The sequence below is a fragment of the Micromonospora haikouensis genome (assembly GCF_000876225.1).
GTDB lineage: Bacteria > Actinomycetota > Actinomycetes > Mycobacteriales > Micromonosporaceae > Micromonospora > Micromonospora haikouensis.
Window position 1 is genome coordinate 2,676,213 of the sequence record NZ_JXSX01000001.1, and the last position, 16,063, is coordinate 2,692,275.

Annotated in this window: 8 protein-coding genes and 1 CRISPR repeat array; of the genes, 5 read left to right on the forward strand and 3 right to left on the reverse strand. The window is 74.1% G+C overall.

Going from position 1 to position 16,063, the window contains the following annotated elements:
- The first annotated feature begins 51 nt into the window (after positions 1–51).
- Positions 52–384: direct repeats of the CRISPR family, unit length 28 nt; unit sequence CTGTTCCCCGCGCACGCGGGGGTGATCC.
- A 977-nt stretch (positions 385–1,361) separates the two neighbouring features.
- Positions 1,362–1,736, forward strand: a complete 375-nt coding sequence (locus TK50_RS11380; protein WP_199486001.1) for a hypothetical protein — start codon at positions 1,362–1,364, stop codon at positions 1,734–1,736.
- Positions 1,737–2,014: 278 nt separating this feature from the next.
- Here the strand turns inward: TK50_RS11380 and TK50_RS32890 are convergent, their stop codons facing one another.
- From TK50_RS32890 to TK50_RS11390, 3 genes are all read right to left on the reverse strand, one after another.
- Positions 2,015–2,206: a DUF397 domain-containing protein gene (locus TK50_RS32890; protein WP_082106401.1), complete on the reverse strand. Its 192-nt coding sequence runs from the start codon at positions 2,204–2,206 to the stop codon at positions 2,015–2,017.
- Between the two features lie 159 nt (positions 2,207–2,365).
- Entirely contained in the window at positions 2,366–2,560 is a 195-nt protein-coding gene (locus TK50_RS11385) for a DUF397 domain-containing protein (RefSeq protein ID WP_043964297.1), read from the reverse strand.
- Positions 2,557–3,324: a DUF5753 domain-containing protein gene (locus tag TK50_RS11390; protein ID WP_043964298.1), complete on the reverse strand. Its 768-nt coding sequence runs from the start codon at positions 3,322–3,324 to the stop codon at positions 2,557–2,559. The genes TK50_RS11385 and TK50_RS11390 overlap by 4 nt, the downstream gene beginning before the upstream one ends.
- A 168-nt stretch (positions 3,325–3,492) precedes the next feature.
- Here TK50_RS11390 and TK50_RS32130 point away from each other — a divergent pair, with 168 nt between their 5' ends.
- The 4 genes from TK50_RS32130 to TK50_RS11410 all read left to right on the forward strand — a co-directional run bounded on the left by TK50_RS32130 (position 3,493) and on the right by TK50_RS11410 (position 16,048).
- A complete protein-coding gene (locus tag TK50_RS32130; protein ID WP_158499164.1) occupies positions 3,493–3,903 on the forward strand; it encodes a DivIVA domain-containing protein in 411 nt (136 codons plus the stop codon).
- Positions 3,896–4,201 carry a hypothetical protein gene (locus TK50_RS32135; RefSeq protein WP_052503693.1) on the forward strand — a complete coding sequence of 102 codons (306 nt, stop codon included), beginning with the start codon at positions 3,896–3,898 and terminating at the stop codon, positions 4,199–4,201. Before TK50_RS32130 ends, TK50_RS32135 begins: the two co-directional genes overlap by 8 nt.
- Entirely contained in the window at positions 4,188–5,399 is a 1,212-nt protein-coding gene (locus tag TK50_RS11405; RefSeq protein ID WP_052503694.1) for a helix-turn-helix domain-containing protein, read from the forward strand. Before TK50_RS32135 ends, TK50_RS11405 begins: the two co-directional genes overlap by 14 nt.
- A 227-nt stretch (positions 5,400–5,626) precedes the next feature.
- A complete protein-coding gene (locus tag TK50_RS11410) occupies positions 5,627–16,048 on the forward strand; it encodes a type I polyketide synthase (protein WP_043962716.1) in 10,422 nt (3,473 codons plus the stop codon).
- Positions 16,049–16,063 lie beyond the last annotated feature (15 nt).

The following is a 16,063-nucleotide window of genomic DNA, read 5'->3' on the forward strand; positions in this document are numbered from 1 at the left end:
GCACGCCGGGGGTGATCCCTCGTCGATCACGGTCACGTCGAGGTCGTCTTGCTGTTCTCCGCGCACGCGGGGGTGATCCCGTCCCCATGTCCCCGAATTCCGGCAACCCCTCCTGTTCCCCGCGCACGCGGGGGTGATCCGCAGATGTGGGGCGTGGTCGACCGGACCCGCTTCTGTTCCCCGCGCACGCGGGGGTGATCCGTGGGTCGCCCACTCCTCGGCCTCGGCGATCGCCTGTTCCCCGCGCACGCGGGGGTGATCCGGAGGTACGCCATGCCCCCGTTCGTCACCACCTCTGTTCCCCGCGCACGCGGGGGTGATCCCACCTCCAGCGCGGTCTGCGCCCGGTTGGTGCGCTGTTCCCCGCGCACGCGGGGGTGATCCGCGTTTGGGCGTGACCGAACCAGGGCCGATGCGAGCTGACAAGCGCCGACGTTCCGACCATGCACGGACCTATTCGACCAGCCATCCATGATCTTCTCTCATCGTACTGACCCGATCTGCTCGACCTGGCGGGTGAACTGCTCTTGGGGGATCTTGGACACCTCCTGTCTACATGGGACGATAAGTGTCCAAGGTTGTCGGGGCGGGGTGACTCTTTATGGGCCGGTGCAGCACCCATATGGCGATGACGGCGACGAACTGTCCTGAAGAGGGCGGCGCTTCATTCGAGTCGTGGCCCGTCCGGCCGCCGTTGTGGCTACTCAGCTGAGGCAGCCGTCAACAACCAGGAGGCCACAACACCATGGCCGACTACATTTTCAGCGACGGCCCTGGCATGAACGCTGTCATCATGGCGCTCGCCGACGCCCTCTACGAGGCGGCGACCGACCAGGGAGCGGGCGCGTGAGCGGGGCAGCCTCGGGAGAGGACCACGCGGGGTCTGCAGCGACAACGACATGGCGGACAGCGTCCGCCATGTCGGCTACCGCTTGTGATCGCTCGCCTACGCTGGCATCCTGGCGTGGCGCTCCGGTGGTGGACCCGTCCAGCGAGACGCAGTCGAGTCCCAGCAGGCCGGGTAAGGGGTGGCGGAGACCTCTGTGGGCTGCCCGAAGGGACTGCCAGATCGTTTTGAAGGGTGGCGATGGGATGGCTCCGAAGCTCGGTCGGTCGGATGGCCCCAACACTCTGCTCAGTGACGCCCGTCGCCGACTTCTGTCCCCGAGTGGTTCAGGCCGACGGATGTCCCGGCAGGAGGTCGCCGAGGTGGTCAACGCCTACCTGCGGGCGACCTACGGCACGAGAACCAGATCGACACAGCATCAGCAGCCGTTCCTTGCCGACACTCACATGCATCTCAACAGCCAGATCAATGCCCTGGTGAGGGCAAGGGATTGACGTACCACAGGAGGGTCAGCGTGCAGGTCGAAGAACCGGGGCGTGCGTTCCGCGAGGCATGGATCGCCGGAGTCCGTAAGCGCTATCCCGGTGAACCGAAGCCGGGCTACGTCGCGCCCTGGGAAGCCACGCCCGAATGGGAACGGGTAAGCGCCGCCACAGTGTACGAGCAGGTTCGTCAGTTCATCGAGGTGGCCGAGGGTGCAACCGCAAAGTTGACCCGTGAACAGAAGGGTCGCTTCGTCGCCCTGTGCTGCACTGCGCAGATATTCAGGCACTTTCCAAACCCGAAGCCCTCCTACGTGGCCGACTGGTCGGAGATGCCAGAGTGGCAGCAGGAGACGGATTCGGACATCTTCGAGCACATCGAGCAGGCGCTAATCTCGATGCGCTGAACAGGAGCACGAACCGGCCGGCCAGTTTGAAAACTTGCGTTGGCAAGCGGTGATACTTGCGCTCGGCGGGGGCGCGGCGAGGCTTGCGCGCCGACGAGACAGAAGTCCAGCATTCGTCAACGGCAACAGCAGCCGCGACGCGCGAACCGCCGTTGGAGCCGCTGCGGCCCGCTGGAGGGGAACGAAGTCCTCTGCTTCGTCCACCGCCTGCGCTCGCACCTGGTGATCGAGGCGGAACGTGTCACGATCTAAAGATTGGGTGTCATTCGGTAAGTTGGTCAGCCTCGATCGAATTCCCCATCCTTGGCGCCTTCGATGAAAGCCGCCCACTCCTGGGGCATGAACACCAACGCTGGCCCCGATGGGTCCTTGCTGTCACGCAGTGCAACAGCGCTGGCGAGCCGGGCGACTTCTACGCAGTTGCCATTTGCGCCGCTGCGAGTGCTCGTCCGCCACGTCGCGGCACCCATGTCCAGAACGCTCACTTTCGCCTCCCTCACACTCGGTGTATGTCGATCAAGTGGTCGAGGAGCTTCCGCGGGCAGCAGGCGATCGGAGCTTTATGGGGGCTACAAGAGAAACCCCAGGCCGCCCTTTGCCGGGTGGTCTGGGGCTTCTCGTCGTGCTGATCAGCCGACCGGCCCGATCTGCTTGGCCAGGTTGACGAACGACTGCCAGTTGCCCGGCGTGAAGTCTAGGGTGCCGCCTTCACGGTCCTTCGTGTCCCGAACCAGGACGATGCCCGGCAGGTTGTCGGCGACCTCGACGCACGAACCGCCGTTGGAGCCGCTGCGGCTGCTCTTGCGCCACTTGGCGTCGGTCATGTCCATGTCTGCGCTGCTTCCTTGATCAGGCTGAGTGACTGCTTACGGGAGAACGCTTCGCCCCTGACCGCCTCCCACGTTTGCTGGAGGGCAACCAGGTCTTCCGCTTGGTCCACCACCTGTGCTCGCACCTGGTGATCGAGGTGCGCGACCACCGAGCCGTCGCCCAGTGTGCCCAGGATAAATCCACCCTGTAGGCCAGGGTAGAGCCCCGCGTCTTCACCAACCACGTGAATCTGTACGTGTGGCAGCTCTGCCATCTCAGCCAGGTGGGCGAGCTGCGCCTTCATCGCGGCGGGGTGACTCTTCAAGGGACGCCGCAGGACCATGACGTCGATGACGGCGACGAGCTGCACGGGCTTGTTGCTGTAGAGGATGGCGCTTCGTTCGAGCCTTGACGCGACGCGCTCTTCGATCTCGTTCGGGGCCAGGAGGTTGTGAGCCAGTGTTGCTCGCGCGTACGCCTCGGTCTGGAGTAAGCCGGGCACCCAGGCGTGCTCGAACCACCGTAGCGCGACTGCTTCGCGCTCCCAGTCGACCCACTTTCTCAGCCACTGCGGCTCGCGCCGCTTCAGGACATCGGGCCATAGGTCATTTATGTCCCGGCCCAGGATGGCGGCCACCGTCACACGTCGACGAGGTTGCGGCACGCGTCCCGGGGAGATCCACCGCGCTGCGGTCTTCGGATCTACCCCTGTCTGAGCTGCAAGACTCTCTGCCGTCTCGCCGGCCTCGGCCATGGCCGCTTGAAGTGCCAGGTTCATCCTGCCTCCAACATGGACGTCCCGAACAATCCTGAGCATATGGCAACGTCGTGTACTGATCCCGTCGCTGTCGGCAACGTGTCGGGTAAGTGGCCCCCGCTGGTCGGAAAGTGTGAGGACAGGGTGGCCGGGCCGCGAAGCGTTCTCGACAGCGAAGGCCGGAGGCACATGGAGCCCAAAGAAGATGAACCAGCCGGGCCGGTTGGGGAAGATCCTGCTATCGAGGGCGGTGCGGTCTACCAGTCCCGCCGGGGTCTGCTGACCCCCGCCGACGTCCGGTGGCAGGAGTTCCCGCTGACCCGGTTCGGTCGGCGCGGCTTCGACCCGGAGGCGGTCCGCAGGTTCCTGCGCCGGTTGGAGGCCGACCTCGACGCCCTCTACCGGCAGCTCGTCGCCGCCCAGGACGAGGCCCGCCGCCACCGGGAGGCCGCAGCGGAACTCCGCGCCGAGCGCTGGCGGCCCGACCCCTCGGCGCGGCGGCCCCGCAACGAGTACCGACGCCCGCCCCTGTGGCCGCCCTACTCGCCCCGCCGGCAGGGCTGCCACCGCCGGCCGGGAGAGGGGCCGGGCGATGACTGACTACCCGGCGCTGCACGGCCCGTCGCGGCCGGACTGGAACTGCCTGGTCTGCGGCGACCCGTGGCCGTGCCTGGCCCGTAAGCGGCAGCTCAAGGAACTGTGCCGGTGCAACGTCAGGACCCTCGTCCGCTACCTGACCTCGTACCTGCCGGACGCCCACGCGGAGATCACCGGCATGAGCAGCGCCGAGATAACCGACCGGATCGTCGGCTGGTGCGCCCGGCCGCTGGAGATGTGGGCCGTCGAGGGGAGCACCGGGGCCGTACCCGAGGGGCGGTGGCGTCGTGACCAGCCGTGAGCCGCCGATCGGACGCCGGGTCGCCCGGCTGCGGGTCCGGCGGCGGATGACGCAGCAGATGCTCGCCGACCGGCTCGGCAAGTCGAAGAGCTGGGTCGACAAGGTCGAGCGGGGGGTCCGCGCCCTCGACCGGTACACCGTCATCCAGGACCTCGCCGCCGTGCTGCGCGTCGACCCGGTGGCGCTGCTCGGCCGCGATGCGCTGCCGTCGCAGGCCGCCCGCGCCGCCGCGCAGGGCGTCGACGGGCTGCGCGCGGCCCTTGACCGCTACGACACCGCCCTGACCGGGCCGCAGGCGCGGCAGGCGGCGCCGCCGGTCGGCGAGCTGGACCAGCGGGTACGGCACGCCTGGCTGACCTACCAGCACGCCGACTATCCCCAACTGCTGCGGGTGCTGCCGGAGCTGCTCGGCGACACCCAACACGCCCACTCCACCCACGGGGACGGCGCTGCGGAGCTGCTGGTGCAGGCGTACCGGATCACGTCGTCGGTGTTGGTGAAGCTCGGCGTGGGCGACCTCGGCTGGCTGGCCGCCGACCGGGCCATGTCCGTGGCCGCCGGCAACCCGCTGCTGGTCGCGGCGGCCGCCGTGCCGCTGGGGCAGGCGCTGCGCGCCCTGCACCGCCCCCGGCCGGCCCTGGCCGTGACGATCGCCGCCGCGCACCGCATCGCCCCCGAGGCGCGGCGCGCCGGCCCGTTCCCGGACCTGCCGCTGCACGGAACGCTGCTGGTCCAGGCCGCCCTGGCCGCCGCCGGAGCCGGCGACGAACGCGGCGCAGCGGAACTGGTCGACCAGGCGGCCCGGATCGCCGACAAGACAGGTGAGACCGGCGAGGATCACGACCGGCACTGGACCGGGTTCGGCCCCACGGCGGTGCGGATGGCCCGGGTCGCCGCCGCCGTCGAGCTGGGCAACGGCGGCGAGGCGGTGTTCCTGCACGAGCGGGTCGTCGGCGCGGACCACTGGCGACGGTTGCCCGCCGAGCACCGGGCGGCGTACCTGCTCGACGCCAGCTGCGGGCACCTCCGGGCCGGCGACCCGCTCGCCGCCGGGCGCGCCCTGGTCGATGCGGACCGGACCGCGCCGGCCGAGGTCCGGTTACGGCCGGTGGCCCGTACGCTGCTCACCGACCTGACGCGCCGCGGACCGGTCCCGGCGGACGTGGCCCGGCTCGCCGCGGCCCTCGGGCTCGGGTGACGGCCGGACAGCGAGGCCCGGCCCAGGGGCCGTGGTAGGGGCCCGCTAGGGGTTGGCAGCGCCGTCCGGGGCCAAATACCTTCCTCCGGTACGTAGGACCTGGTCTGTGTTGCAGTGGTGTTTGTCTGGCAATTTCTGGTCGGTTCGTGGGCTCTGGTTTTTGCGGCTTGAGGCGTCTGTCGACGGTATTGGGCCGCCTGGTTTTCCGGCCCGAAGAGGTGGCGGCAATGGCGACTGAGGACACTCTCCGGGAATACCTGAAATGGGTTACCGCGGATCTCCACCAGACGAAGAGGAAACTCGGGGAGCTGGAGGCGGCCCACCGGGAGCCTATCGCCATCGTCGGCATCGGCTGCCGGTTCCCCGGCGGCGTGCGGTCCCCCGAGGACCTGTGGCGGCTCGTCGCCGAGGGCCGCGACGCCATCTCCGACTTCCCCGCCGACCGGGGCTGGGACGTCGACCGGCTCGTCCACCCCGACCCCGACCACCCCGGCACCTCGTACGTGGGGCAGGGCGGCTTCCTCGACTCGGCCACCGAATTCGACGCCGGCTTCTTCGGCATCTCCCCGCGCGAGGCGCTGGGCATGGACCCGCAGCAGCGGCTGCTGCTGGAGACGTCCTGGGAGGCGTTCGAGCACGCCGGCATCGACCCGGCGACGCTGCGCGGCCACCAGGTCGGCGTCTTCGCCAGCACCACCGGCCAGGACTACGCGGCGCTGCTCCAGTCGCCCCCGCCCGGCGTCGAGGGGTACGTCCTCACCGGCACCGCCGCCAGCGTCGTCTCCGGCCGCATCTCGTACGTGCTCGGCGTGGAGGGGCCCGCCGTCTCCGTCGACACCGCCTGCTCGTCGTCGCTGGTGGCGCTGCACCTGGCCTGCCACGCCCTGCGGCAGGGGGAGTGCACCCTCGCGCTGGCCGGCGGCGCGACCGTGATGTCCACCCCGGCCGCGTTCATCGGCTTCTCCCGGCAGCGCGGCCTCGCCTTCGACGGCCGGGTCAAGGCGTTCGCGGGGGCCGCCGACGGCACCGCCTGGGGCGAGGGCGTCGGCGTGCTGCTCGTCGAGCGGCTGTCCGACGCCCGCCGCAACGGCCACCCCGTCCTCGCCGTCGTGCGGGGCTCCGCCGTCAACCAGGACGGCGCGTCCAACGGGCTGACCGCCCCCAACGGGCCCGCCCAGCAGCGGGTGGTGCTCCAGGCGCTGGCCGGCGCGCGGCTCACCCCCGCCGACGTGGACGCCGTCGAGGCCCACGGCACCGGCACCAGCCTCGGCGACCCGATCGAGGCCACCGCCCTGCTCGCCACGTACGGGCAGGGCCGCCCGGCGGACCGGCCGCTGCGGCTCGGCTCGGTCAAGTCGAACATCGGCCACACGCAGGCCGCCGCCGGCGTCGCCGGGGTCATCAAGATGGTGCTGGCCCTGCGCCACGGTCAGCTTCCCGCCACCCTGCACGTCGACGAGCCCACCCCGCACGTCGACTGGACGGCCGGCGCGGTGTCCCTGCTCACCGAGGCGCAGCCCTGGCCGGCGGGGGAGCGGCCCCGCCGCGCGGGCGTCTCCTCGTTCGGGATGAGCGGCACCAACGCCCACGTGATCATCGAGGAGGCCCCGGCGGAGACGCCGGACGCCGCCCCGGCGGCCCCCGGGACCCCGCCCGCCGAGGCCGCCCCGGCGACCCGACCGGCCGGCCCCGCCCCGGTGGCGACCGCCGGCCTGGTCCCGGTGCTGCTGTCCGCCCGGGACGCCGCCGCGCTGACCGCCCAGGCCGCCCGCTGGGCCGACTGGCTCGACGCCGACGCCCACGCCGACGCCGAAGCGGCGGACCCCGGCACCGAAGCCGCCGACCCCGCCGCCAGCGCCGGAGCCGCCGGCACCGGGACCGACGCCGGGGCTCCGCTGGTCGACCTCGGCTGGTCGTCGGTCACCACCCGGGGCGCGCTGGAACACCGGGCCGTCGTCCTCGCCGCCGACCGCGCCGACCTGCTGCGCGACCTGCGTACGCTCGCCGCCGGCGACACCGCCCCCGGCCTCGTCACCGGCTCCCCGCGCGGCGGGCAGGTGGCGTTCCTGTTCTCCGGGCAGGGTGCCCAGCGCGCCGGCATGGGCCGGGAGCTGGCCGCCGCGTTCCCGGTGTTCGCCGCCGCCCTCGACGAGGTCTGCGCGCACCTCGACCCCCGGCTGCCGAAGCCGCTGAAGACCGTCCTGTTCGCCGAGGCCGGCACGCCCGAGGCCGCGCTGCTGGACCAGACCGTGTTCACCCAGGCCGGGCTGTTCGCGGTCGAGGTGGCGCTGCACCGGCTGCTGGAGTCCTGGGGCGTCACCCCCGACGTGCTGATCGGCCACTCCATCGGCGAGGTCACCGCCGCGCACGTCGCCGGGGTGTTCACCCTCGCCGACGCGGCGGCGCTGGTCGCGGCGCGGGGTCGGCTGATGCAGGCGCTGCCGGCCGGCGGGGCGATGCTCGCCGTCGCCGCTGACGAGGCATCCGTAGCCGAGTCGTTGGACGGGTTGACCGGCACGGTCGGGATCGCCGCCGTGAACGGTCCCGCCGCCGTGGTCGTCTCCGGTGCCGAGGCGGCCATCGACGAACTCGCCGACCTGTGGACCGCGCGCGGGGTGCAGACCAGCCGGCTGAAAGTCAGCCACGCGTTCCACAGCCCGTTGATGGAGCCGATGCTGGCCGGGTTCGCCGCCGTCGTCGCCGGGCTCGACCTGCGCGCGCCGGCCCTGCCGATCGTGTCCAACCTGACCGGCGACCTCGCCGACCCGGAGGCGCTGCGCAGCACCGACTACTGGGTGCGGCACGTCCGCGAGGCGGTCCGCTTCGCCGACGGCGTCGAGCGGCTGCGCGCCCACGGCGTCGGCACGTACCTCGAGGTCGGCCCCAGCGGGGTGCTCACCGCCCTGACCCGGGAGATCCTCGGGCCCGACGCCGACCCCACCGCCGCCGTGGCGCTGCTGCGCCGCGACCGCCCCGAGCCGGCGTCCCTGCTCACCGCGCTCGCCGAGCTGCACGTCGCCGGAGTGCCCGTCGGCTGGCGGGAACTGTTCGCCGGTGCCGACCCCCGCCGGGTCCGGCTGCCCGGGTACGCGTTCCACCGCCAGCGGTACTGGCCCGACCTGACGGCCCCGCCCGCCCCCGCCGGCACGGAGTCCACCGCCGACGCCGCGTTCTGGGCGGCCGTCGAACGGGCCGACGTCGACGCGCTGCGCGACCAGCTCGGCACCGCCCCGGCCGGCGACGCCGACCCCGTGGACACCCTGCTGCCCGCGCTGCCCGTCCTCGCCGCCTGGCGACGCGACCGGCACGACTCGGGCGTGGCGGACGGCTGGTCGTACCAGGTGGTGTGGAAGCCCGTGCCGGTCGCCGAGGGTGACCGGCCGGCGGGCCGCTGGCTGCTCGTGCTGCCCGCCGACGCCGCGCCCGCCTGGGCCGACGGCCTCGCCGGCCTGCTGCGGGCCGGCGGCGACGAACCGGCGACCCTGCGCGTCGGGGCCGACGACCTCGACCGGGCCGCGCTCGCCGACCGGCTGCGCGCCGCTATCGGCGACGCGCCCGTCGCCGGGGTGCTGCACCTCGTCGCCGGCCAGGACGCGCTGCTGCCCGCCCACCCCGGCACGAGCGTCGCCGCCGCCACCACCCTCGTGCTGCTCCAGGCCCTCACCGACCTCGACGTCGCCGCGCCCGTCTGGTGCGTCACCAGTGGGGCCGTCAAGGCCGGCCCCGCCGACCGGGTCGACCATCCCCTCCAGACCCTGGTGTGGGGCCTCGGCCGGGCCGCCGCCGTCGAGCAGCCGCACCGCTGGGGCGGCCTCGTCGACGTGCCGGCCCACCCCGACGAGAGCGTGCTGCGCCGGCTCGCCGCCGTCCTGGCCGGCGGCAGCGGCGAGGACCAGGTCGCCGTCCGCCCCGGCGGGGTCTGGGGCCGCCGGCTCGCCCCGGCCGCCGCCCCCGACCGGCCCGCCGCCGACTGGTGGGCCGACGGCACCGTCCTGGTCACCGGCGGCACCGGCGCGCTCGGCGGCCACGTCACCCGCTGGCTGCTCGACAAGGGTGCCCGCCGGGTCGTCCTCGTCGGCCGGCGCGGCGCCGCCACCCCCGGCCTCCTCGACGGGTACGCCGACGACGGGCGGGTCACCGCCGCCGCGTGCGACGTCACCGACCGGGACGCCGTCGCCGCACTGCTGGACACGCTGCCCGACCTGACCGCCGTCGTGCACGCCGCCGGCACCGACCAGCTCACCCCGCTCACCGGCACCACCCTCGACGAGTTCTCCCACGTCGTCGCCGGCAAGGTGCTCGGCGCGCTGCACCTGCACGACTGCCTCGCCGACCGGCCGCTCACCGCGTTCCTGCTGTTCTCGTCCATCTCCGGCGTGTGGGGCAGCGCCGGACAGTGCGCGTACGGGGCCGGCAACTCGTTGCTCGACGCGCTCGCCGTGCACCGCCGCGACCGGGGCCTCGCCGCCACCGCCGTGTCCTGGACCGCGTGGGGCGGGGCCGACGGCATGGCCGCCAAGAACACCGCCACCGAGGCGCTGCACCGGATGGGCCTGCCCACCATCGACCCGCAGCACGCCCTCGTCGCCCTCGACCGGGCGGTGCGCCGCCCCACCCCCTGCGTCACCGTCGCCGACGTCGACTGGGGACGCTTCCACCCGGCGTTCACCCTCACCCGGCCCAGCCCGCTGCTGTCCGAGCTGCCCCAGGTGCGGGCCCTCGCCGAAGCCGACGCCGAGGCCGCCGCCGCGCCGGCCGGCGTCGCCGACGCCCTGCGCCACCTCGCCGACCTGCCCGAGGCCGAGCAGGAACGCGAACTGCTCGCCATCGTCAACGCGCAGACCGCCCGCGTCCTCGGCCACGCCACCGCCGACGACCTGCGCGGCCGGCCGTTCGCCGACCTCGGCTTCGACTCGCTCACCGCCGTGGACCTGCGTACCCGGCTCAACGAGGTCACCGGGCTGCGCCTGCCGTCCACCCTCGTCTTCGACCACCCGACCCCCGCCGACCTGGCCCGGCACCTGCGCGAGACCGCGTTCGGCGCGACCGCCGCCGCGCCCGCCGAGGCCCGCGTCGCCGCGAGCACCGACGAGCCCGTCGCCATCGTCGGCATGGCCTGCCGCTACCCCGGCGACGCCCGCAGCCCCGAGGAACTGTGGCGGCTCGTCACCGACGGCGTCGACGCCATCGGCGACTTCCCCACCGACCGGGGCTGGGACACCCCCACCCCGGACAGCGGCTACGCCCCGGCCGGCGGCTTCCTCTACGACGTCCCGGCCTTCGACCCCGCGTTCTTCGGCATCTCGCCGCGCGAGGCCCTCGCGATGGACCCGCAGCAGCGGCTCACCCTGGAGGCCTCCTGGGAGGTCCTGGAACGCGCCGGCCTCGACCCCGGCAGCCTCAAGGGCAGCCGTACGGGCGTCTTCGTCGGCGCGTCCACCTCCGGCTACGGGACGGGGCTCACCGAGGTGCCCGAGGGCACCGAGGGCTACCTGATGACCGGCGCCGCACACAGCATCATCTCCGGCCGGGTCGCATACACGCTCGGCCTCGAAGGGCCGGCCGTCACCGTCGACACGGCCTGCTCGTCGTCCCTCGTCGCGCTGCACCTCGCCGGTGAGGCGCTGCGCCGGGGCGAGTGCGACCTGGCCCTGGCCGGCGGCGTCACCGTGATGGCCACCCCCGGCACGTTCGCCGAGTTCTCCCGCCAGCAGGGCCTCGCCGCCGACGGGCGGTGCAAGTCGTTCGCGGCGTCGGCCGACGGGACGGGCTGGTCCGAGGGCGTCGGCATGCTCCTCGTCGAACGACTCTCCGACGCCCGCCGCAACGGGCACCGGGTCCTCGCCGTGGTGCGGGGCAGCGCCGTGAACCAGGACGGGGCGTCGAACGGGTTGACCGCGCCGAATGGTCCGTCGCAGCAGCGGGTGATCCGGCAGGCCCTGGCGAATGCGCGGTTGTCCACGTCGGATGTGGACGTGGTGGAGGCGCACGGCACGGGCACGACCCTGGGTGACCCGATCGAGGCGCAGGCGTTGCTGGCCACCTATGGGCAGGATCGCCCCGGCGACCGGCCGCTGCTGCTCGGGTCGATCAAGTCGAACATCGGTCATGCGCAGGCGGCGGCGGGTGTGGCGGGTGTGATCAAGGTGGTGCAGGCGATGCGGCACGGCCTCGTCCCGGCGTCGCTGCATGTGGACGAGCCGTCGCCGCACATCGACTGGTCTGCGGGCGCGGTGGACCTGGTCACCGAGGCGCGGCCGTGGCCGGCGGTGGACCGGCCGCGTCGGGCGGCGGTGTCGTCGTTCGGCATGTCCGGCACCAACGCCCACGTCATCGTCGAGCAACCGGAGGAGCCCGCCGACGCCCCGGCCGAGGACCCCGCGCCGGGACTGGTCGACGCGGACGTCCTCGTCTGGCCGGTGTCGGCCCGGTCGGCGGCGGCGCTCCGCGACCAGGCCGCCCGCCTGGCCAACCACGTACGCGACCGCGACGCCCTCGACCCTGCCGCGCTGGCCTGGTCCCTCGCCACCACCCGCGCCACGTTCGACCATCGCGCGTCGGTGGTCGGGTCGGGCGTGGAAGAGCTGCTCGCCGGTCTGGACGCCCTGGCGAGTGGTCTACCGGCGGGCAATGTGGTCAGTGGTGTGGCGTCGGGTCACGGTTCCGGGCCGGTGTTCGTGTTCCCCGGTCAGGGTGCGCAGTCGGCGCGGATGGCGGCCGGCCTGGTCGGTCGTGCGCCGGTGTTCGACGCGCGCCTGGCCGAGTGTCAGCGGGCCCTCGCCCCGTTCCTGGATGTCGACCTGGTGTCGGTGTTGACCGGCGATGACGAGTCGTGGTTGGAGCGGGTCGAGGTCGTGCAGCCGGTCCTGTGGGCGGTGGGTATCGCTCTGGCTGCGGTGTGGGAGCACGCGGGCGTGTCCCCGCAGGCGGTGGTGGGTCACTCGCAGGGTGAGATCGGCGCGGCGTGTGTCGCCGGGATCCTGTCCCTGGAGGATGCGGCGAAGACGGTGGCGCTGCGGTCGCGGGCCCTGGCGGTGCTGCGGGGGACCGGTGCGATGGCCTCGGTGGACCTGTCCGCCGACGCGGTCACCGAACGCCTCCACGCGTTCCCGGGTGTGGGTGTGGCCGCCGTGAACGGCCCGTCGACGGTGGTCGTGTCGGGTCCGCCGCAGCCTGTCGCGGATCTGGTGGAGGCGTGTCAGGCCGACGGGATCCGGGCGCGGCTGATCCCGGTGGACTACGCGTCGCATTCCCCGTCGGTGCAGGACGTGGCGGAACGCCTCCGCGCCGATCTGGCCGACGTCGCCCCCCAGCCGGGCCGGGTCCGGCTCGTGTCGACTCTGACCGGCGGCTGGGTTGAGCCGGAGAGCATGACGGCGGACTACTGGTACGACAATCTGCGGCAGACCGTCCAGTTCGACGCGGCCGTGCGGGTCGCTGTCGCGGCCGGGCACTCCACGTTCGTGGAGATCAGCCCGCACCCCGTGCTCACGATGCCGGTGACGGCGATCCTCGACGACGCCGGGGTCACCGGCCACACCCTGGGCAGCCTGCGCAGGGGTGACGACGACCCGACCCGACTGCTGACCAACCTCGCCACCGCGCACGCCATCGGCCTGCCCGTCGACCTGACCAAGGTCCTCGCCGAGGCCGGAATCGTCGACCTGCCCACCTACCCGTTCGCGCGGGACCGCTACTGGCTGCAGGGCAGCGGCGCGAGCCGGGCCGGGCTGCCGTCGGTCGGCCTCGACGCCGCCGACCACCCGCTGCTCAGCGCCGTGGCCGACCTGCCGGGCGACGAGGGCCTGCTACTCACCGGCCGGATCTCCCTGGCCACCCACCCGTGGCTCGCCGACCACGCCGTGCTCGGCACCGTCCTGCTGCCCGGCACCGCGCTGGTCGAGCTGGCCTCCTTCAGCGGCCGGCACCTCGACGCCGCCCACGTCACCGAGCTGGTCCTGGAGGCACCGCTCGCCGTGCCGGAGGAGGGGAACGTCGACCTGCGGGTCCGCGTCGGCGCGGCCGGCGAGGACGGCCTGCGGCCCGTCTCCGTCCACTCGTCCGTCGGCGAGGCCCACCCGTCCATGGGCGACGGCGGCGACCAGCCCGGGGCGGCCGTCCGGCAGTGGCAGCGGCACGCCCACGGCCTGCTCGCCCCCACCCGGCCGGTGGCCGTCGCCCCGGCCGCCGCGTGGCCCCCGCCCGGGGCGGAACCGATCGACCTCGACGCCCTGTATCCGCACCTCGCCGAGCAGGGCTACCACTACGGTCCGGTGTTCCGGGCGCTGCGCGCCGCCTGGCGGCACGGCGACGACCTCCTCGCCGAGGTCTCCCTCGACGCCGACGCGCCGGGCGACGCGGCCCCGTTCACCGTGCACCCGGCCCTGCTCGACGCCGCCCTGCACGCCATCGGCGCGAGCGCCCTCGGCCGCGCCGGCACCGACGGCGAGACCGCCGCCGGCACCGACGCCGACAGCACCGAGAGAAACGCCGGCAGCGACGTCGGGAGCCGTGGCGCGCAGCCGGGGCTGCCGTTCTCCTGGACCGGGGTGGCGATCGCGCCCACCCGGGCCCGCGAACTGCGCGTGCGGCTCACCGCCGCCGGCGGGTCGGTGGCGGCCACCGTCACCGACACCGGCGGCGTGCCCGTCGCCTCCCTCGACGCCCTAGTGCTGCGGCCGATCACCGCCGACCAGCTCAGCGCCGCCCGCCGCACCGCCAGCCGGTCCCTGCACCGCCTCGACTGGGTCACCCCGGAACCGGCCGCTGGCCGGCCCGTAGCCCTCGCCGCGCTCGGTCCGGCCGCCGCCGAAGCCTTCGGAGGAGGCGACGGGTGGCCGGGCGTCGACGCGTACCCGAGCCTGGACGACCTGGTGGCGGCCGTGGCCGGCGGTGCGGCCCGGCCCGACGCGGTGCTCGCCGCCGTGACCGGGCAGCGCGCCGACGAGCCGGGCCCGGCGCGGGCCGCGCACCTGGCCGCCCACGAGGCCCTCGCCCTGGCGCAGGACTGGCTGGCCCGGCCGGAGCTGGAGGCGGCCCGGCTGGTCGTGGTCACCCGGGGCGCGGTCGCCGTCGTCGCCGACGACCGACTCACCGACCTGCCCGCCGCCACCGTGTGGGGCCTGGTGCGCTCCGCCCAGTCGGAGCACCCGGGCCGGATCGTCCTGCTCGACCTGGACGACGATCCCCGGTCGGCGGCGGCGCTGCCGGCGGCCCTGGCCACCGGGGAGCCGCAGCTCGCCGTGCGCGCCGGGCAGCTCCGCGCGCCCCGGCTGGCCCGGCTCGGCCCGCCGCCGGCCGAGGCGGCGGCCCCCGACCTGTCCGCCGGCACCGTCCTGGTCACCGGCGCGACCGGCGCGCTCGGCCGGCTCGTCGCCCGGCACCTGGCCACCCGGCACGGGGTACGCCGGCTCCTGCTGGTCAGCCGCAGCGGCCCCGACGCCCCCGGCGCGGCCGACCTCGTCGCCGAGCTGGCCGGCCTCGGCGTCGTTGCGCAGATCGTCGCCGCCGACGTCACCGACCGCGACGCGCTCGCCGTGCTGCTCGACGAGGTCCCCGCCGACCGGCCCCTCGTCGGCGTCGTGCACGCCGCCGGGGTCCTCGACGACGGGGTGCTGCCGGCGCTCACCCCGGCCCGCTTCGACGCCGTCCTCGGGCCGAAGGTCGACGCCGCCTGGCACCTGCACGAGCTGACCGAGAAGCTGGACCTGGCCGCGTTCGTGCTGTTCTCGTCGGCGTCCGGGCTGTTCGGCGGCCCCGGGCAGGCCAACCACGCCGCCGCGAACGCCTTCCTCGACGCGCTCGCCCAGCATCGGCGCTCGCGCGGGCTCACCGTCACGTCGATGGCGTGGGGGCCGTGGGCCAACCCGGACCTGCCCGGCGGGCGGCCCGGTCACGTCGACGAGCGGCGGATGAGCCGGGGCGGCTTCCGCCCCCTCGACGCCGACGAGGGCATGGAGCTGTTCACCGAGGGGCTGCGCCACGCCGGCCCGGTGGTCGTACCCGTCGCCCTGGATCTCGGGGTGCTCGGCCGGCTCGGGCCGGCGCTGCCCCGGCTGCTGCACGGCCTGGTCCGCCCGGCCGGCGCGGCGGCACCGGCGGCGGCCCCGGCCGCCGACGCGGCGGCGGCGCTGCGCGACACCCTCGCCGCCACCGCAGAGGCCGAGCGCGACCGGGTGCTGTCCGACCTGGTCCGCACCCACGCGGCGGCGGTCCTCGGGTACGCGTCGCTGCGCGACATCGACGCCGACAAGGGCTTCGTGGAGCTGGGCTTCGACTCGCTGACGGCGGTGGAGTTCCGCAACCGGCTCACCGCCGCCACCGGGCTGCGGCTGCCGTCGACCCTCGTCTACGACCGGCCCACCACCACCGCCCTCGTCGGCTACCTGCGGGGCGCGCTGCTCGCCGAGCGCAGCACGTCCGCGCTGTCGGTGCTCGGCGAGCTGAGCAAGCTGGAGACCGTCATGCGGGCCGTCGCCGCCGACGACACCGACCGCGCCGCCGTCGCCGACCGCCTGCGGGAACTGCTGTCGGCGTGGACGCACACCGAGGCCGACGCCGACGACGACGGCACCGGCGACGGCGGGCTCGCCTCCGCCACCGCCGAGGAGATCTTCCACCTGCTCGACGACGAGCTCGGAACGGCCTGACCCGGATGTCCCGGA

Coding starts and splice junctions, on each gene's coding strand:
- TK50_RS11385 (WP_043964297.1), bottom strand. CDS start 2,560: ATGACCGACGCCAAGTGGCGCAAGAGCAGCCGCAGCGGCTCCAACGGC.
- TK50_RS11390 (WP_043964298.1), bottom strand. CDS start 3,324: ATGAACCTGGCACTTCAAGCGGCCATGGCCGAGGCCGGCGAGACGGCA.
- TK50_RS11410 (WP_043962716.1), top strand. CDS start 5,627: ATGGCGACTGAGGACACTCTCCGGGAATACCTGAAATGGGTTACCGCG.
- TK50_RS32130 (WP_158499164.1), top strand. CDS start 3,493: ATGGAGCCCAAAGAAGATGAACCAGCCGGGCCGGTTGGGGAAGATCCT.
- TK50_RS32135 (WP_052503693.1), top strand. CDS start 3,896: ATGACTGACTACCCGGCGCTGCACGGCCCGTCGCGGCCGGACTGGAAC.
- TK50_RS32890 (WP_082106401.1), bottom strand. CDS start 2,206: ATGGGTGCCGCGACGTGGCGGACGAGCACTCGCAGCGGCGCAAATGGC.